At 59.8% G+C, this 15,784-nt stretch carries 12 protein-coding genes, 2 pseudogenes and 1 riboswitch; of the genes and pseudogenes, 5 read left to right on the top strand and 9 right to left on the bottom strand.

Annotated elements, in window-relative coordinates; genetic code table 11:
• Positions 1-217 precede the first annotated feature (217 nt).
• The 8 genes and pseudogenes from J5W70_RS11630 to J5W70_RS11595 all read right to left on the bottom strand — a co-directional run.
• Positions 218-787 (bottom strand): annotated as a pseudogene (locus J5W70_RS11630) (autotransporter outer membrane beta-barrel domain-containing protein); the annotation flags it as partial.
• Positions 788-817: 30 nt separating this feature from the next.
• On the bottom strand, positions 818-1,351 hold the full coding sequence (locus tag J5W70_RS11625) for a metal-dependent hydrolase (protein ID WP_022398390.1): 534 nt from the start codon (positions 1,349-1,351) through the stop codon (positions 818-820).
• A 50-nt stretch (positions 1,352-1,401) separates the two neighbouring features.
• Positions 1,402-1,803 (bottom strand): hypothetical protein, encoded by a 402-nt coding sequence (locus tag J5W70_RS11620; RefSeq protein ID WP_022398389.1) that lies wholly within the window; start codon positions 1,801-1,803, stop codon positions 1,402-1,404.
• 78 nt (positions 1,804-1,881) lie between these two features.
• Positions 1,882-2,697 (bottom strand): class II aldolase/adducin family protein, encoded by an 816-nt coding sequence (locus tag J5W70_RS11615; RefSeq protein ID WP_022398388.1) that lies wholly within the window; start codon positions 2,695-2,697, stop codon positions 1,882-1,884.
• Positions 2,698-2,710: 13 nt separating this feature from the next.
• Entirely contained in the window at positions 2,711-4,135 is a 1,425-nt protein-coding gene (gene fucK, locus J5W70_RS11610; RefSeq protein ID WP_022398387.1) for an L-fuculokinase, read from the bottom strand.
• 45 nt (positions 4,136-4,180) lie between these two features.
• Positions 4,181-4,537 carry a four helix bundle protein gene (locus J5W70_RS11605; RefSeq protein WP_022398386.1) on the bottom strand — a complete coding sequence of 119 codons (357 nt, stop codon included), beginning with the start codon at positions 4,535-4,537 and terminating at the stop codon, positions 4,181-4,183.
• Between the two features lie 93 nt (positions 4,538-4,630).
• Positions 4,631-6,409: an L-fucose isomerase gene (locus J5W70_RS11600; protein ID WP_022398385.1), complete on the bottom strand. Its 1,779-nt coding sequence runs from the start codon at positions 6,407-6,409 to the stop codon at positions 4,631-4,633.
• 573 nt (positions 6,410-6,982) lie between these two features.
• A pseudogene (locus J5W70_RS11595) lies at positions 6,983-8,368 on the bottom strand (sugar MFS transporter); the annotation flags it as partial.
• A 188-nt stretch (positions 8,369-8,556) separates the two neighbouring features.
• On the opposite strand from J5W70_RS11595, the gene J5W70_RS11590 reads away from it, so the two are divergent.
• Positions 8,557-9,069, top strand: a complete 513-nt coding sequence (locus tag J5W70_RS11590) for a hypothetical protein (protein ID WP_102721998.1) — start codon at positions 8,557-8,559, stop codon at positions 9,067-9,069.
• 144 nt (positions 9,070-9,213) lie between these two features.
• On the top strand, positions 9,214-11,262 hold the full coding sequence (locus tag J5W70_RS11585) for a sialidase family protein (RefSeq protein ID WP_022398381.1): 2,049 nt from the start codon (positions 9,214-9,216) through the stop codon (positions 11,260-11,262).
• A 324-nt stretch (positions 11,263-11,586) separates the two neighbouring features.
• On the opposite strand, the gene J5W70_RS11580 is transcribed toward J5W70_RS11585, so the two are convergent.
• Positions 11,587-12,180, bottom strand: a complete 594-nt coding sequence (locus tag J5W70_RS11580; protein ID WP_022398380.1) for an RNA polymerase sigma factor — start codon at positions 12,178-12,180, stop codon at positions 11,587-11,589.
• Between the two features lie 302 nt (positions 12,181-12,482).
• Between J5W70_RS11580 and J5W70_RS11575 the strand changes: the two genes are divergently transcribed.
• The 3 genes from J5W70_RS11575 to J5W70_RS11565 all read left to right on the top strand — a co-directional run bounded on the left by J5W70_RS11575 (position 12,483) and on the right by J5W70_RS11565 (position 15,493).
• The gene (locus J5W70_RS11575) at positions 12,483-12,968 is read left to right on the top strand and encodes a GNAT family N-acetyltransferase (RefSeq protein ID WP_022398379.1); all 486 of its coding nucleotides are present in this window, start codon (positions 12,483-12,485) and stop codon (positions 12,966-12,968) included.
• A gap of 213 nt (positions 12,969-13,181) precedes the next feature.
• Entirely contained in the window at positions 13,182-13,457 is a 276-nt protein-coding gene (locus J5W70_RS11570; protein ID WP_022398378.1) for a metal-sensing transcriptional repressor, read from the top strand.
• A 125-nt stretch (positions 13,458-13,582) separates the two neighbouring features.
• Positions 13,583-15,493, top strand: a complete 1,911-nt coding sequence (locus J5W70_RS11565) for a heavy metal translocating P-type ATPase (protein ID WP_022398377.1) — start codon at positions 13,583-13,585, stop codon at positions 15,491-15,493.
• A 141-nt stretch (positions 15,494-15,634) separates the two neighbouring features.
• Positions 15,635-15,754: riboswitch (TPP riboswitch) on the top strand.
• The last annotated feature ends 30 nt before the right edge of the window (positions 15,755-15,784 follow it).

The raw sequence follows: 15,784 nt of genomic DNA, 5'->3' as shown, positions 1-15,784 counted from the left end.
CGGCTGCAAGCCGCGCCCTTTTGTAGTCCCGTATTGGATTGATGTTTCCCGTCTTTAATGAACCGGTCCGCCAACGCTCATTGATAATCCGGTTGACACACAGCATGCAATGTTCCGTGACGCAGCAGGGCCGTTCCGGACAATGCCGGAACGGCCCTGCTGGCTTGGAGAGTGGAACGTCTCCGCTCCACTCTCCACTCTCAAACTTCAACTCTCCTCAAAAGTCATACCGGTAGCCCACGCTTCCGTTCACCGAGTTGGCTCCGTCACGGAAGTCCGCGTTCCCGTTGATGAAGACCGTTCCCTGCGTTCCCACCGGCACGCTCAGCCCCGCTCCTATTTGCAGAGCCGTCGTTCCAACCTTGGTCCCACGCACGCTTTGCATGAAGCCGGGGTTGCCCAGCAGCGCCACATTGGTTTCTCCGCGGCGGTCGCCCATGTCCTGGGCCGCGTTCACCCGGAACTCAGCCAGCGCTTCTCGCCCGAAGATGTTGCTGCCAATGAGCCCCATCCACCGGCCGCCCAGCGCAACCGTTCCCGTCGTCCATTCCTGCTTGCCTACGTTCAGGCCCGCGTTCCCCGCTCCCGTTTCCGTGTAGCCGTCCATGCGCGTCGTCACCACGGAGGCGTTGGCCAGGGGCTGCAGGATGCTGCTCCTGTCTTCATTGAGGTACACGTCGTAGGTCAGTTCATACATCGCTCCAAAGCCCCACCCGCTGGTGTTGCCCTGCGTCCTGTAGCTGCCTTCCCCGTAGTTGACCGTGCGGTTGAGCTTGGCGTTGTCCCATCCTCCGGAAAAGGAAGAAGCGTCCCAGCGTCATTCATCATGGATTCCTGTAGAAAATGGATTTCCTGAGGGAGATTCCGTCTTCCTTCTGCCAGAAACCATGATACAGACGGAAACGGCAATGATGAGCAATTCCAGAAAAAAAGACCAGTGCAGCAGGAAGTTCAGCCACCAGGGGTGGTACTGCGCCTGGACAGTGGCCAGCGCGTGAAAGCGCATGGACCACGGAGCCAGGAGAGGGATGTCTCCCACGATGCAGTCCAGAAGGAGGTGCAGGAAGCCGCTCATGGAAAAGATCAGCAGCCATGTTCCGCCCGTGCTCCATGGTTTGATCCGGCTGGCTCCCCATGCGAGGAGCATCAGCGCGAACCAGACGGAAGGATAGTGCGTCCAGTAGGAATGATGGTGGTGCTGGCGGCCGTCCAGGGTATAAAAATAAAACAGGTCCAGGTCCGGGGCAATCGCCCCCAGAAGGGCGGCGGTCATGACGGCCTTCCTTCCCGGTGTGCGTAAACGGATGGTTTTTGCCAGGAGATAGCCTGCAGGCAGATGGGCGATGAACATGAGCGTTCAATAGAAGAAAAACGGACAAAGACGGACAGTCCGGGTGCGTACTACCTGGAAAAAGGTTTTTCCACCCAGTCAAAGGATAGTTCCCTGTTTCCGCCTCCCACGGAAGAATAGACTGTTCTAACGCCGCTGGATGAAGGATTCTTCCAGATGAGGGACAGTTCCTCAATCCGGCTTTCCCCCGATTCCAGGAAGATCTTGTGAATGCGGAGGCCAGGCAGGCGCCAGGCCCTCACGTCCGGGTGGACATAGGTGGTTTCCCAGGCGGTTTGATGTTCTTTGCCGGTTCCGCACGTCCATGTAATGCTCAAGGACATTTTTTTATCAGGGGTGCTTTTTCCGGCCCCGGTATATTCCACACTGACGGGAATGGTCCCGGAAGATTGCGGGATGGCTGCCGGGCTGCAAACAAGGGCGGCGAGGGATAGGGGAAGGAGGCTGATCATTTTTTCACAAGGGAGGGGGGCGTTGAGAAAAAAGGGGGCGGCTGGCCTGCATCAGCCGCCGCCCCCTTGGAGAGGGGGTTATCTGCCGGATTTGCCCAGCTTGTACCCGGCGTAGGTTTCCGTGTTGTACAGGGGCTGGTTGTCCGGCACGGCGTAGCCGATGGATTTGCGGATGGCGAGGAAGTCCGCCACGCCTTCCGGTCCCACCTGGTTCAGGGGGGCCTTGTGCAGCCCGGCCATCAGCACCATGCGGCAGTAGGCGTCCGCGTTTTCCATGAACCATTCCGCTTCTTCCACGTCGCGGGCTCCGGTGATCACGCCGTGGTTTTCCATGAAGACCACGGTGGATTGTTTGGCCGCTTCCGCCACAGCTTGTGCCGTCTCCAGAGAGCCGGGCGTGCCGTAGGGGGCCAGCGGGATGTGGCCCAGGAAGATATCCGCTTCCGGATTGATGCCGGAGGGGGGAACCTGCCCGGCGAACAGGAAGGCGTTGCAGTGCGGGGGATGGGCGTGGATGCAGGAGTTGACGCCCACGGATTTCATCATGGAGATGTGCGTTTTCACCTCACTGGTGGAGGGGCGTATGCCCGCCTTCTGGCGCGCGTCCATGTCCACCAGGCAGATGTCTTCCACGGTCATGAAGCCCTTGGAGCACAGGGTGGGGGAGCAGAGCAGCAGGTTCTGCGCCACGCGCACGGAGATGTTGCCCCCGTTGCCGTCCACATATTCGCGGTTCCACAGGCGGCGGCCTATGTCGCACATGCGTTCCTTGATAACCAGGATTTCAGGGGAATGGAAGAATTCGTTCACTTCCTCCCGCGTGACGGGGTTGTATTTTTCCCACGGGAACACCTTGTCCCGGAGGGGAGGGGAGATTGACCAGTCTTCTGACATATTTAGTTGCGTGTTAGTGGTTGAGCTTTTCGTAGGCGGCTTCCTGGGGACCCGGCATATACGTCCGGTAAGTGATGCCGAAGGCGTCCCTGGCCTGCTCTGGCGTAGAGTACACCCCGGCGCCCGCAAAGGCAAACATGGATGCGCCCAGCACGGTACTTTCAGATACTTCAGAGACCTTCACGGGAATGCGGAGGATGTCCGCGCGCATCTGGGTCCAGACGCTGTTTCTGGCTCCTCCGCCCACCAGGATGAGGAATTCGCTTTTGAACCCGCCCACGGATTCCAGGCGGCGCAGGCGGGATTTCAGCCGCCAGGTAAGCGCCTCCATGGCGGCGCGGTAAATGTGGCCGCGCGTCCGGCCCAGCACCAGGCCGCCGATGGAGCCTTTCCGGTCCCCTGAAGCCAGGAAGTCCGGAACCATCGTTACGCCGTCGCAGCCGGGGGGGATGGCGGCCGCTTCCGCATCCATGGTATCGTAGGATTCACCGCGGAAGCAGGCGGCTTTCACCCATTCAATGATGCCGGAACCGAGCCATTGCAGGCCGGGGTTCAGAAGGCCCGGTTCCGCGTCGAACTCCGCCGTGGCTCCGTCCTCATAATCCTCCCGGGTCAGCCGGGCCTGTGCGGAGCGCGCCATCAGGATTTCCCAGGTGCCGGAGGACAGGACCGGCTGGTCCCTGTCCGCGCCGGAACCGAAGATGGCGAACTGGGTGTCGTGCCCCGCGGAGATAACGGGAACGCCCTCCAGGGCGGGAATGCCCATGGCCGCCGCCGCTTCCGGAGTAAGAACGCCGATGGTCTCCCCCGCGTCCACCGTGGGGGGGAAGAGGCCGCGGCGCAGGCCTAGGCGGTTCAGGATAAGCTCGGAAAAGTCTCCCGTTTCCAGGTCCGTGAGCTGGGAGGTCCCGGCCATGGTCCGGTCCGTCGCCATGACGCCGGTGAGCTTGTACGCCAGGAGGTTGGAGATGAAGAGCCACGCATGGGCCTTTTCCAGCAGCTCCGGGCGGTTTTCCTTAATCCAGACGAGCTTGTAAATGGTGTTGAAGGCAAAGGCGCCCACGCCGGAGATGCGGTCAAGCTCTTCCTGGGAGATGTACTTGCCGATGTTTTTCATGACCTCCGCCGTGCGGGGACACTTCCAGGATATGACGGGGTAAAGCTGGCTGCCGGAGGCGTCCACCAGCGCGCCGTCCACGCCGAAGGTGGTGACGGTTACCGCCCGCACCTGTTCCACATCCAGGCCCTCAAGGGCCTTCACGGCGCATTCGGAGAGCTGCTTGAAAATCCGGTCCGCGTCCCAGACGTGGAATTCCGGGTTTTCCTTACCGGGCAGCGTGGCGTTCGGCTGCGAGGCCTTCCCCGCGATGACGCCTTGTTCATCCACAACCATCGCGCGCACGTTCGTCGCGCCGCAGTCCAAGCAGAGGGAGTACATAGAGAAATACTAAATATTGAAGATTAGATACTAAAGGGAAACTGTTCAGAGATTTTGCCCGGCAAGCGTTTTTGTCGTAGCGGTCAATAGCCGCATTAATTCCAGGCAATCCTGTTTCAAGCTTTCAAATTGCTGGTCCGTCAGGCAGGAAGTTGCATGCAGAAGGCGGAGCCAATACCAAGTCTCCGAACATTCTTTTAGTGAAATGTGTACTTTGGAGAAGAAGTCTTTTTTGCTTACGGCATAGGAAGCTTCTGCGAGGTTGGCTCCTATGCTTGTTCCGGAGCGCAGAATTTGCTGGATCAGTGCCTGCTCGCACCGTTGCTTGCGAAGATGGCGGCATAAGGAAACGATACGAATGGAAAAGGCAAAACTTTTTTCATGAGCGGCACTTTCGTTCATCTTTTAGTCTTTAATCATTCGTATTTAGTCTTTGATATTAACGCTGAACGTCATCAGGGGAAGAATGTCTTCCCCTGATGAAAAGGTCAGTCGTTAATATTTGCCGTACAGCGGGCCGTAGTTGGCGCAGGCGCGGAAGTCGGCGCCTTCCGGGTCCGCGGTGCCGTGGAGGCCCCAGGCGGAGGGACGGTAGATTTGGTCGTCCGGGATGTTGTGGGCGTATACGGGGATGCGCAGCATGGAAGCGAGCGTCAGGATGTCTGCGCCGATGTGGCCGTAGGTGAAGGCTCCGTGGTTGGCGCCCATGTTGGCCATGACGCTGTAGACGTCCGTGAAGGCTCCCTTGCCGGTCAGGCGCGGGGCGAACCAGGTGGTCGGCCAGCCCGGATCGGTGCGTTCGTCCAGGGTCTTGTGCACCTTGGCGGGCAGGTCCACGGACCAGCCTTCCGCCACGATGAGGACGGGGCCGAGGCCCTTGACGATGTTCAGGCGCATCATGGTGACGGGCGCGCCGCCCTTGGTGACGTAGTGGACGGAGTAGCCGCCGCCGCGGAAGTATTCCCGGTTGGCCGGGCACCAGACGGCTTGTTCCATCATGGTTTTCGCGTCGTCCGGGGTAACGTCCCAGTGCTTTTTCATGACGGGCTTGCCGTCCTTGTCCGTGCAGGCCATGCAGCCGTCCAGGGCCGCGGAGCCGGAGTTGATGAGGTGGATGATGCCGTCCTTGGCATGGCCTTCCAGCTTGTAGCCCGTGACGCGCTTCACGGCTTCCGGGCTCCAGTAGGTGCGCACGTCCGCAAAGACGTTGGCCTGTCCGGTGAGCAGGTAGCCGAAGAGGAGGCAGGCTCCGTTCAGGGAGTCGTTTTCCGTGGCGAAGGGCATCGGCGCGCGCGGGCCGTTCCAGTCAAAGGTGGAGTTGAGCAGGGTTTCCGCAATGTCTCCGTTCGGGTAGAAGTCCGTCCAGTGGCGCTGGCCCTGGAAGCCGCCGGCAATGGCCTGGTAGCCCATGGATTCCTCTTCGCGGTCGATTTTCTTGAGCTTGGGGTTGCCCTGCATCATGTCCCGGAAGATCATGGCCATCAGCACGCTTTCCTTGAAGGTCCTGCGGCGTCCGGCTTCGTCCAGCTTCAGGTCCGGGCGGTTCTTGTCTTCGGCGAATTTGAAGACGGCGTCCGCCCATTGCATGGCGAGGTCGAATTCCGCTTCGTCGTAAATCTTCTGGTCCATGCGGCGGCGCACTTCCGTCATGTCCACGGCCTGTACGCGGATGCCCAGGTAGTTTTCCCAGAAGGACTGGTCCACGATGGAGCCGGCGATGCCCATGGAGCAGCCGCCGATGGAGAGGTAGCCCTTGCCGCGGAGGGTGGCTACGGCCAGGCCGGCGCGGCAGAAGCGCAGGATTTTTTCAGCCACGTCTTCCGGAATGGAGGTATCCCCGGCGTCCTGGACGTCTTTTCCGTAAATGGAGAAGGCGGGGAAGCCCTTCTGGTTCAGTCCGGCCAGGGCGGCGGCCAGGTACACGGCGCCGGGGCGTTCCGTGCCGTTGAAGCCCCAGATGGCCTTGGGAGTGAACGGGTCCATGTCAAAGGTCTCGCTGCCGTAGCACCAGCAGGGCGTGACGGCCAGGGAGACGCCGACGTTGTTGGCCTTGAATTTGTCCGCACAGGCGGCGGCTTCCGCCGGACCGCCGATGCAGGTGTCTGCGATCACGCACTTGACGGGTTCGCCGGAGGCGTGGCGGATGTTGGCCTCAATGAGAGCCGCGGCCGCCTTGGCCATGTTCATGGTTTGATCTTCCAGGGATTCCCGGACGCCGAGGCGGCGGCCGTCAATCGTGGGGCGGATACCGATGGTTGGTAATGCTGTTTTCATATCTTGCGTAGGTGATGTGAAGCTGGTTCAGGCCTGGGCAGGCGCATCCTCTTCCTTTTTCAAATGGGTGTTGCGGAAGAAGAAGCCGTAGATTAGTACCACGGCAAAGCAGATGATGGGAATAAAGAAGGATGACCGCACCGCTTTTTCCACAAAGTTTTCCTGGGCCGTCTGGAATTGCTTCATGTCCAGGGGGTCGGAAATCAGGTTGCCAAGTACCTCGGCCTGGTTCCCGGAGAGCGTGGTGAGCGCCGGAATCAGGGAGAATTGCTGGATCTGCTGCTCCCGGTCCGCGGGGGCGGGCAGGCGGTCCAGGTTGGCCTTGAAGACCGCCAGTTCTTCCGGCTTGAGGCCGGAGCAGCCGGGCAGGGATTTGGCCGCCCGGTCAAAGGCTTCCCCGTCCAGGGTATGGAGGGAAAGGAAGGTATCCAGGTTTTTCTGGAATTTGGCGGCGGCTTTGGCCTGTTCTTCCCCCCCGGCGGGATTGGCTTCCGACATCTTGTAGAGGGCCAGCATGGCGCCGGAGACGGATTTGCGGGAGTCCGCTGCTTCCGCCTGCGCGATCAGGGGACGGTCAATGGATTCAAAGTAGGCCACCTGGTTTTTTACCGTGGTGTTGTCAATGAAGGTGCCCATGTACGGGGTGATGACCGCGCCCCCCAGAATGGCCATGATGAGGCCCGCGGCGCCCAGCTTCACTTCGGAACCCAGTCCGCGCAGGGCGATGCCGTAAATGGTGGGGAACATCAGGGACATGCAGCCGGAGATGCCCACCAGCGTCCAGACGGAGATTTCCTTGGGCAGGTACATGGTGCCCAGGCAGCAGAGGATGCCCGCGATGGCAAAGAGGGACATCATGTTGGCCGGGTTGAATTTTTTCATCAGCGCCGTGGTGATGGCGCGGCAGGCGATGAACAGAACGATGGAGAAGATGTAGTAGTTGGAGGCCGCCGCTTCCTGCATGCCGGGGAAGACGGACATGATGTACTTGATGGTCCACGTCCAGACGGCGATCTGCACGCCCACGTAGAAGAACTGGGCCACCACGCCGCAGAAGTAGCGCGGCAGCTTCACCAGCTTCATGAGCTGGCAGCGGTAGTCCGGCATGATGAGCAGGAAGGCGATGGGCCCGATCATCATGATCAGGATCTGCTGCACCATGCTGAATTCAAAGGTGGAGTAGTACTGGAACAGGAAGGGAATGAGGATGAAGGCGACGCACAGGCCCAGGCGGCCGAGCTTGGAGGAAAGGGGCTGCGTGTTTTCCCGGGTGGGCACGCTTTCATCGTCGGACTTGTAGCGGCAGAAGAAGAACCAGATGACGGCGGCGATGGCGACCAGGCCCACATAGGGAACGCACACCCAGAAGAGCTCGTCGCTGACGATGGCGTTCAGTTGTTCCGGGTCCATGGCCTTGCGGGTGTCCATGTCCGCATCATTCAAATGCGCCAGGATGAAGTATTTGGCCAGGAAGATGCCCGTCAGGGAGCCGATTGGGTTGAAGGCCTGGGCGAAGTTCAGGCGGCGTACGCTCGTCTCCTGGGACCCCATGGAGAGGACGAACGGGTTGCAGGTGGTTTCCAGGATGGAGAGGCCGCCCGCCAGCACGAAGATGGCTACCAGGTAAATGTCAAAACTTTGCCCGATGGCGGCGGGTATGTAGCACAGCGCGCCGATCATGTAGAACCCCAGCCCGATGAGCACCCCGGCCTTGTAGGAGAATTCCTCCAGCAGGATGGAGGCGAAGATGGCAAGCACCGCATACGCCCCGTAAAAGGAGATTTGCACCCCTGCGGATTCCGAAGCGTTGATCATGAAGATCTTGCTGAATGCCGGGACCAGGTTGTCCGTCATGTTGTTCAGCAGCCCCCACAGCGCAAAACAGGAGACCAGCATGAAGAACGGCAGCCGGTACTGTTTGGGAACGATCGGCACGGTAGAGGTACGGTTTTTGTCCATATTGCTTTTGTCAATCTCTCACAAGGACGGCGGTGCGTCAATCTGGAAACGGAAAAGAGTCCAGAAATCATCCAACATGTTGACAAATAAAACAAAGCGGTATGTTTGGGTTGGGATATCCTGTCAGCGTTCACGGGAGACCCGGCTTCTTCTTGACTCCTGTTTCCGAGGCGGCTAAGGATGGGCTGATGAAGAAGTGCATTCTTGCCGTTTGTCTTGGGCTGGCCGGTTTTTGGGGCGTTCAGGCGGAAGATTCCCCCGTCGCCAATCCGGAAAAGACGGATGAAAAAAGCGGCGTGACGCTGCCGTCCGGAGAACTGCTGTCAGACCATGTGGCGGAGGCGGAGTTTACGGGTATTATTCACCGCAAGTGCAGGTTCCTTACCTCCCTCTGTCCGGACAAGTGTGACCACGCCAAGGATTTCGCCGCTTTCCGGATCATCAAGTATCTGGATTACCGGAAACCCGGCAAGTACGGGGATGAAAAGCAGGAGCAGCTGATGATTGACGTCAATCCGGCGCACAAGCCCATCCTGCAGGGGGCGGACATCCTGAAAAAGGTAGCCGCCCTGAAGCCGGGGGACAAGGTTGTCCTTCACTGGTCCCATTACTACATGCACCGGGATTCCAGCTCCTTTCCGGAACGTCCCGTGATTTCCATGGAGCCGGCGTCTCCTTCCAGTGAAAAGACGAAAGATTGAGGACTGGTCTTTCTACAGGCCTCCCAGGCAAGGCTGGACGCGGCGGAAAAGCGTGTGTTAGGAAACAGGCTGGCAATGACGCAGCTCCGGGCAAGATTGTTCCGGTTCGCTGCGTATTGTCCTGCGAAACACACCATAAATACGATGCGTTTACCTTTGAATACATTAACGGGGCTTGCCCTGCTGTGTGCCCTGGGCATGTCTGTTCCCGCTGCCTTGGGTACGGAAAGCTTTGAGCAGGCCAAACACGGCAAGTTTACCACGCTTTCCACCAAGTACGGCCCCATGTCCTGCCGGGACGGCGTGGCGGAAATCGGGGGAGGGGGAAAATCCGGGAAATCTTCCCTGCGGATGTTCGGCGGGCAGGATACCGAACTGAAGCTGGACTTGAAGGATACTCCTTCCAGGGAAGTACGGCTGTCCGCCTGGGCGGAGCGCTGGACCGGACAGGCCCCCTTTGAATTTTCCATTGTGGCCGTAGGGCCCAAGGGGGAAAAGAAGATTTATGACGGCAAGGACATCAGGACGGGCGGCTTCAATACCAGGATAGAGGCCGGCGTTCCCGCCGGAACGCGCTCCCTGGTGTTCAAGCTGACGTCGCCGGAGAACAAGGGGTTGAAGCTGGACGACCTGTTCATCGTGCCCTGCATCCCCATGAAGGTGAATCCGCAGGTGGAGATGGCTTCTTCCGCCTATCCGGTGATGGTGCGCATCCCGTGCAGTCCCGTTCTTTCCCTGAAGGTTCAAACGGACGGCTGTCTTAATCCTCAGTTCCTGACGGCCGTCAATCTGGATTTTACGGGCACGACGAAGCTTTCCGACATTGAATCCGTGACGGTGGTGCGGGGAGAAGAGGCTCCGCCCATTCAGCACGGGGAAGACCCGTTTCCGAAGGATGCCTCCCAGGTACTGGGTACGGTGAAGCTTTCCGGCTCCTCCAAGCCCCAGGTTTCCGTGAAGGGGAAGCTGGAGCTGGACCCCGGCGACAATTACCTGTGGGCATGCGTGACGATGAAGAAGGGCGCCTCCCTGGACGGCAGGGTGGTGGTGCGCCCGGCCAGCGTTGTGGCGGGGAACAAGCTGATGAAGGTGGCCAATGCCGCCCCGGTGGCGCAGCGCATCGGCGTGGCCGTAGTGAAGCACGGGGATTTCAACTCCAAGTTCTACCGCATTCCCGGCCTGGACAGGTCCAGGAAAGGGACTCTCCTGGCCGTTTACGACATCCGTTACAACCATTCCGGCGACCTTCCGGCCAACATTGACGTGGGCGTGAGCCGCTCCACGGACGGGGGCCGCACCTGGTCCGACGTCAAGATCGCCATTGACGATTCCAAGATTGCCCCCTCCCTGGGGGCTACCAAGGGCGTGGGGGACCCCGCCATTCTGGTGGATGAAAAGACGGGCCGCATCTGGGTGGCCGCCATCTGGAGCCACAAGCATTCCATCTGGGGCAGCAAATCCGGGGACAATTCCCCGGAAGCCTGCGGGCAGCTGGTGCTGGCGTACAGCGATGACGACGGCCTTACCTGGTCCAAGCCCATCAACATTACGGAACAGACCAAGGACAAGGACTGGCGCATTCTGTTCAACGGCCCCGGCAACGGCATCTGCATGAAGGACGGCACGCTGGTCTTTGCCGCCCAGTACTGGGACGGCAAGGGCGTGCCGTGGTCCACCATCGTTTATTCCAAGGACCAGGGCAAGACCTGGCACTGCGGCACGGGCGTCAATGAGCAGACGACGGAAGCCCAGGTGATTGAATTGAAAGACGGCTCCATCATGATCAATGCCCGCTGCAACTGGGGCGGCTCCCGCGTGGTGGGCGTTACGAAGGACCTGGGCAAAACCTGGGAAAAACACCCCACCAACCGCACTCCCCAGTTGAAGGAACCCGTCTGCCAGGGCAGCCTGCTTGCCGTGGACGGAGTGCCGGGCGCGGGCAGGGTGGTCCTGTTCTCCAACCCCAACACCACCTCCGGGCGTTCCCACATGACCCTGAAGGCTTCCACGGATGACGCCGGTTCATGGCCGGAGGACAAGTGGCTCCTTTACGATGCCCGCAACGGCTGGGGTTATTCCTGCCTGGCTCCCGTGGATAAAAACCACGTGGGCGTGCTGTATGAATCCCAGGGTGCTCTGAACTTCCTGAAAATCCCGTACAAGGAGGTTCTCAACGCGGGCAGTGCGCGCTGACGCCGCTTTCAGGTAATCGTTTACGGGCCGTTTCCTTCCGGGAGCGGCCCTTTTTTTTGGTAACTGTCTTTGGGTAGGAATTTCTCCAAAGCGCAGGGGAGGGAGTTCTGGTATGAGGGACGGGAGGACGGAAAGAGAAGCTTGAAACGCGCAGGGGGAGTGAATCTGAAAGAGGCACGAATCAAGCTTCCGTTTCCCGGCGGCGGTGTTTCTTCCAGGCCGCGGGAGTGTGAGTCCCTGGTGGCTGCGCTGCTGGAGCAAGGGCCGCCGGGCCCTTGTAAAAAAGCTTTCTCCGGATCAGCCCTTTTTCCTGTTCCCTGGCCGTCACTCCAGAAAAGAAGCCAGCGCGTCCTTCAGCATGTTCCTGGCGCGGAACAGCAGGCTTTTGGTGGCGGGAACCGTCATGTCAAGCGTCCGGGCTATTTCCTCGTAAGGCATGTTTTCAAAGCGGCGCAGCTGGACGGCCAGGCGCGCCTTTTCCGGCAGGGCGGCAATCGCTTCATCCACGGCCCGCTGGAGTTCCGTGTGCTCCATGGCTTCATCCGGGGCCTGGGAAGGTTCCAGGAACACGGTCATGCCGCCTTCCTCCTCCATGGCGTCCGCGGAGGTGGTGGGCTTGCGCTTCTGGCGCCGCACTTCATTGAAGACCAGATTGCGCAGGATGGTGAACATCCAGGTGGTGAAGCGTGCGGAGGGCTCATAATTCCCGGCTCCTTTCCAGATGCGGATGAAAACCTGCTGGGCGATGTCCTCCACCTCCGGCCCGTTGTTCAGCATGCGTGCTACGGTGGCGTACACGGAGTTCTGGTGTTTGCGGACCAGCATTTCCATGGCGGAAGCGTCGCCATTCCTGACTCTCAGCATCAGCTGGGCGTCCTCGTCTGGTTCCGCAGGCGGCATGTCTTGTGCTTCGTCCATGAAATTCCCTTCTATAAACCCCGTGTCCGGTGAAAGGTTGCATCCGGAAGGGCGCATGCCCCGGAAAAAAGGTCTATCCCATTTTTCCGCGGCTGACGAGATGAAAACGGGTCTTTCTTCTCTTTCCGCGCAAGGCTCCGGACAAAACGTTTTGCTCCTGCCGATGGCCGGGGACGGCTGAGGGGGTGGAACATTCCGTTCTTTTCCCGGTGGGAAAACGGAGCATGATGGAAATACGGAGGCCACCCTCCATGCCGCTCCGGTTTGACAATGACCGGAGGGGCCTGCTAGGGTAAGGGAAAATGAAAGGGAGAAACGCCGGTAAATTGGTCTGTTTAAGGAATCATCCTGAATTCCTTTCCACAGCTTCCGTCTGGTTCGGCTCCAAGTGGGACGTTCCCGTAGAGGCCTATGAGGAAAGCATGAAGGAATGCATGGAACGGAAAACGGGCATTCCGCAATGGTACGTGGTCATGAACGGACAGGGGGCAATCATTGCGGGTGCCGGAGTGATTGAAAACGATTTCCATGACCGGAAGGATTTAGCCCCCAACTTATGCACGCTATTTGTGGAAAAAAGGCATCGCGGCAGGGGCGTGGCCGCGTCCATCCTGGACTTTGTGCGGAAGGATTTGGCTGCGCTCGGATATCCCCGTCTCTATCTGGTGACGGACCTGGCGGGGTTTTATGAAAAATGCGGGTGGGAACTGCTGACAATGGCGACGGGCGGTCATCATGCCCGGGAACGCCTGTATACGGCTCCCGCCATGGAAACCGGACCCGTTTGACGGGGGAAGGCCGGAACTTCGTTCTTCCGGTCTTCATGCGGGGGCGGGAAGGGATTGTTGCGCCTGGAATAAGGAGGAAAGAAGGGGGGCCGGACACAGTAGGCCCTTCCGGATGGTACGCGCCTGCGGGAGGACTCTGTTCTTGACAGCATTTCCTGTCTGCCTGATAACTTGATGATACAGATACCCCTAACAGTATAAGGAAACGCCGCAATGAAACAATGCATGAATTCTGAAAATTTGCATCGCCGCCTCAAGAAAATCATCGGACAGGTGCAGGCGATCGACAGGATGGTTGACGAGGACGTTCCCTGTGAAGATGTGCTTGCCCAGCTCAATGCCGCCAAGTCCGCATTGCACAAGGTGGGCCAGGTCGTGCTGGAGGGGCATATCAGCCATTGCGTCCGGGACGGACTGGAGCACGGAGACCCGGAGCAGACCATCGCACGCTTTACCAAGGCGGTCGAACGGTTTGCCAACATGATTTAGCAGGAGGGGTCAAGAGCCTTTTTTCAACCGCCATTTCCGGGGATTTTTCCGTCTCATCTTGACAAACCTATACCCCTATAGGTATATAAAACCCGTACCTGCATGGGTATGGAAAGGAGAATCATATGCTGGACCGATTGGAAAAACTGCTGGAATGGGGAGGGACAAGGCGCGACGTCGCGCTGCTGTCCGTTTCCGGATTCGCGCTGCTGTTGAGCATGCTTGATATTGAACCGCTTCCCTTTGGCGTCGCGTGGATAGCCATTGTGCTGTGCGGCGTTCCCATCGTGCTGGAAGCCGTGCTTGGACTGGCGGCGGCCTGGGACATCAAGGCGGATGTGCTCGTTTCCATCGCGCTGGTCGCTTCCGTCATCATCGGGGAGGACTTTGCCGCGGCGGAAATTGCGTTCATCATGCAGCTCGGCGCGCTGCTTGAGAACCTGACCGTGGCCAAAGCCCGGGCGGGAATTGAAAAGCTGGTTCATCTGACCCCGGCTACCGCCCGGAAAGTGGACGGCTTCCGGGAGGAGGTCATTCCGGCGGAACAGGTATGTGCGGGGGACGTCCTCCGCGTGCTGCCCGGAGAGACGGTTCCGGCGGACGGAGTGATTCTTTCCGGCCACACTTCCATCAACCAGGCCGTAATGACGGGTGAACCCCTTCCGGTGGACAAGGAAGCTGGGGACGAGGTTTCCAGCGGAACGGTCAACCAGTTCGGAGCCTTTGACATGAAGGCGTCCAGGGCCGGGGAGGACAGTTCCATTCAGCGCATGGTCCGTCTCGTCCAATCCGCGGATGCGGGAAAGGCCGGAATCGTGAGCGTGGCGGACCGCTGGGCCACCTGGATCGTCGTCATTGCCCTGGCTTCCGCAGGGCTGGCCTGGCTGGTCACGGGCGAACTGATCCGCTCCGTCACCATCCTGGTGGTATTCTGCCCCTGCGCGCTTGTGCTGGCTACCCCCACGGCAATCATGGCGGCCATCGGAAACGCCACCAGGCATGGATTCCTGGTGCGGGAGGGGGATGCCCTGGAACGCCTGGCCTCCGTATCCCACCTCACCTTTGACAAGACGGGAACGCTTACCCACGGGACGCCCCGCGTGGCGGCGGTACGCAGTTTTCTGCCGGACCTCCCCGAACAGGTGCTTTACAGGTATGCCGCCTGCGCGGAACTGCGGTCGGAGCACCCTCTGGGCAAGGCGGTCGTCCGCTGTTACCGGAAGGGAGAAACGCGGGAGCTTCCCCAGCCGGAACAGTTCCGCATGATTCCGGGGAGAGGCGTCCAGGCCGTCCTGGACGGGAGGGAACTGATGGCCGGGAACCTGGAATTGTTCCGGGAAAACGGGCTGGAGGTGCCCGGCGAAGTCAGAAGGGCGGCGGAACAGTACCAAAGGGAGGGATGCACCGTGATTTTTCTCGGCATGGACCGTAAGGCCGCAGGCTTCATCGCCCTGTCGGACACCCTGCGGGAGGACGCCGTCTCCACCATCCGGGAAGTGGCGGAAACCGGGGTGGTTCCCGTGCTGCTGACCGGAGACCATGGGAATGCCGCGGCCCATGTAGCCGGGCAGCTAGGCATTGAGCGGGTTTACGCGGACTGCCTGCCGGAGGACAAGTTCAACTGGATTGACGCATTCCAGAAGGAACGGAACCGGGTGTGCATGATCGGGGACGGAATCAATGACGCTCCGGCTCTGAAAACCTCCCATGCCGGAATTGCGATGGGAGGCATAGGCAGTGACATTGCCGTGGACGCCGCGGACATTGTCCTGGTAAGCGACGATATACGGGAACTCCCCCATCTGCTGCGCCTGGCAAGACGCATGATGCGCACGATCAAGTGCAATCTGACGTTTTCCATGGCCCTGAACTTCATCGCCATCATGCTGGCGGTGGGCGGAATATTGAATCCCGTGGCGGGCGCATTGGTCCATAATGCAGGCTCCGTCGTCGTGATCGTCAATTCCGTCTTTCTGCTGAAATGGGGGAGGAAGAAGAGCATGGCTCCCCGCGGCGCGGAGGGAACAGCTCCATAACGGGGGAGAGGGGAGTATCGCGCACCCTGCGGACGCATGATATCAAGTTGCCGCATTGGCATGCGGCGCTCCTGCGCCGTGGGTTTGGCACCCGGACCGGAAAACGCTTGGATGGGACGGGAGCCCGTGCTATCTTTTTCCCAAGTTCGGCAGGGGTGCCCAAACAAAGGCTGAGATTGCGGGAACGGCATGCTGTTCCCGCAGAACCCTTCAAACCTGATGCGGATAATTCCGCCGCAGGGAGTTCGATTGAACGGGCATGCCCCGTTTCTCGGGAAGGTCTCGTTTCCG

Source organism: Akkermansia massiliensis (assembly GCF_018847375.1).
Taxonomy (GTDB): Bacteria; Verrucomicrobiota; Verrucomicrobiia; order Verrucomicrobiales; family Akkermansiaceae; genus Akkermansia; species Akkermansia massiliensis.
The sequence above is the reverse complement of the archived record's forward strand: the minus strand, read 5'-3'. Positions and strand labels throughout refer to the sequence as shown.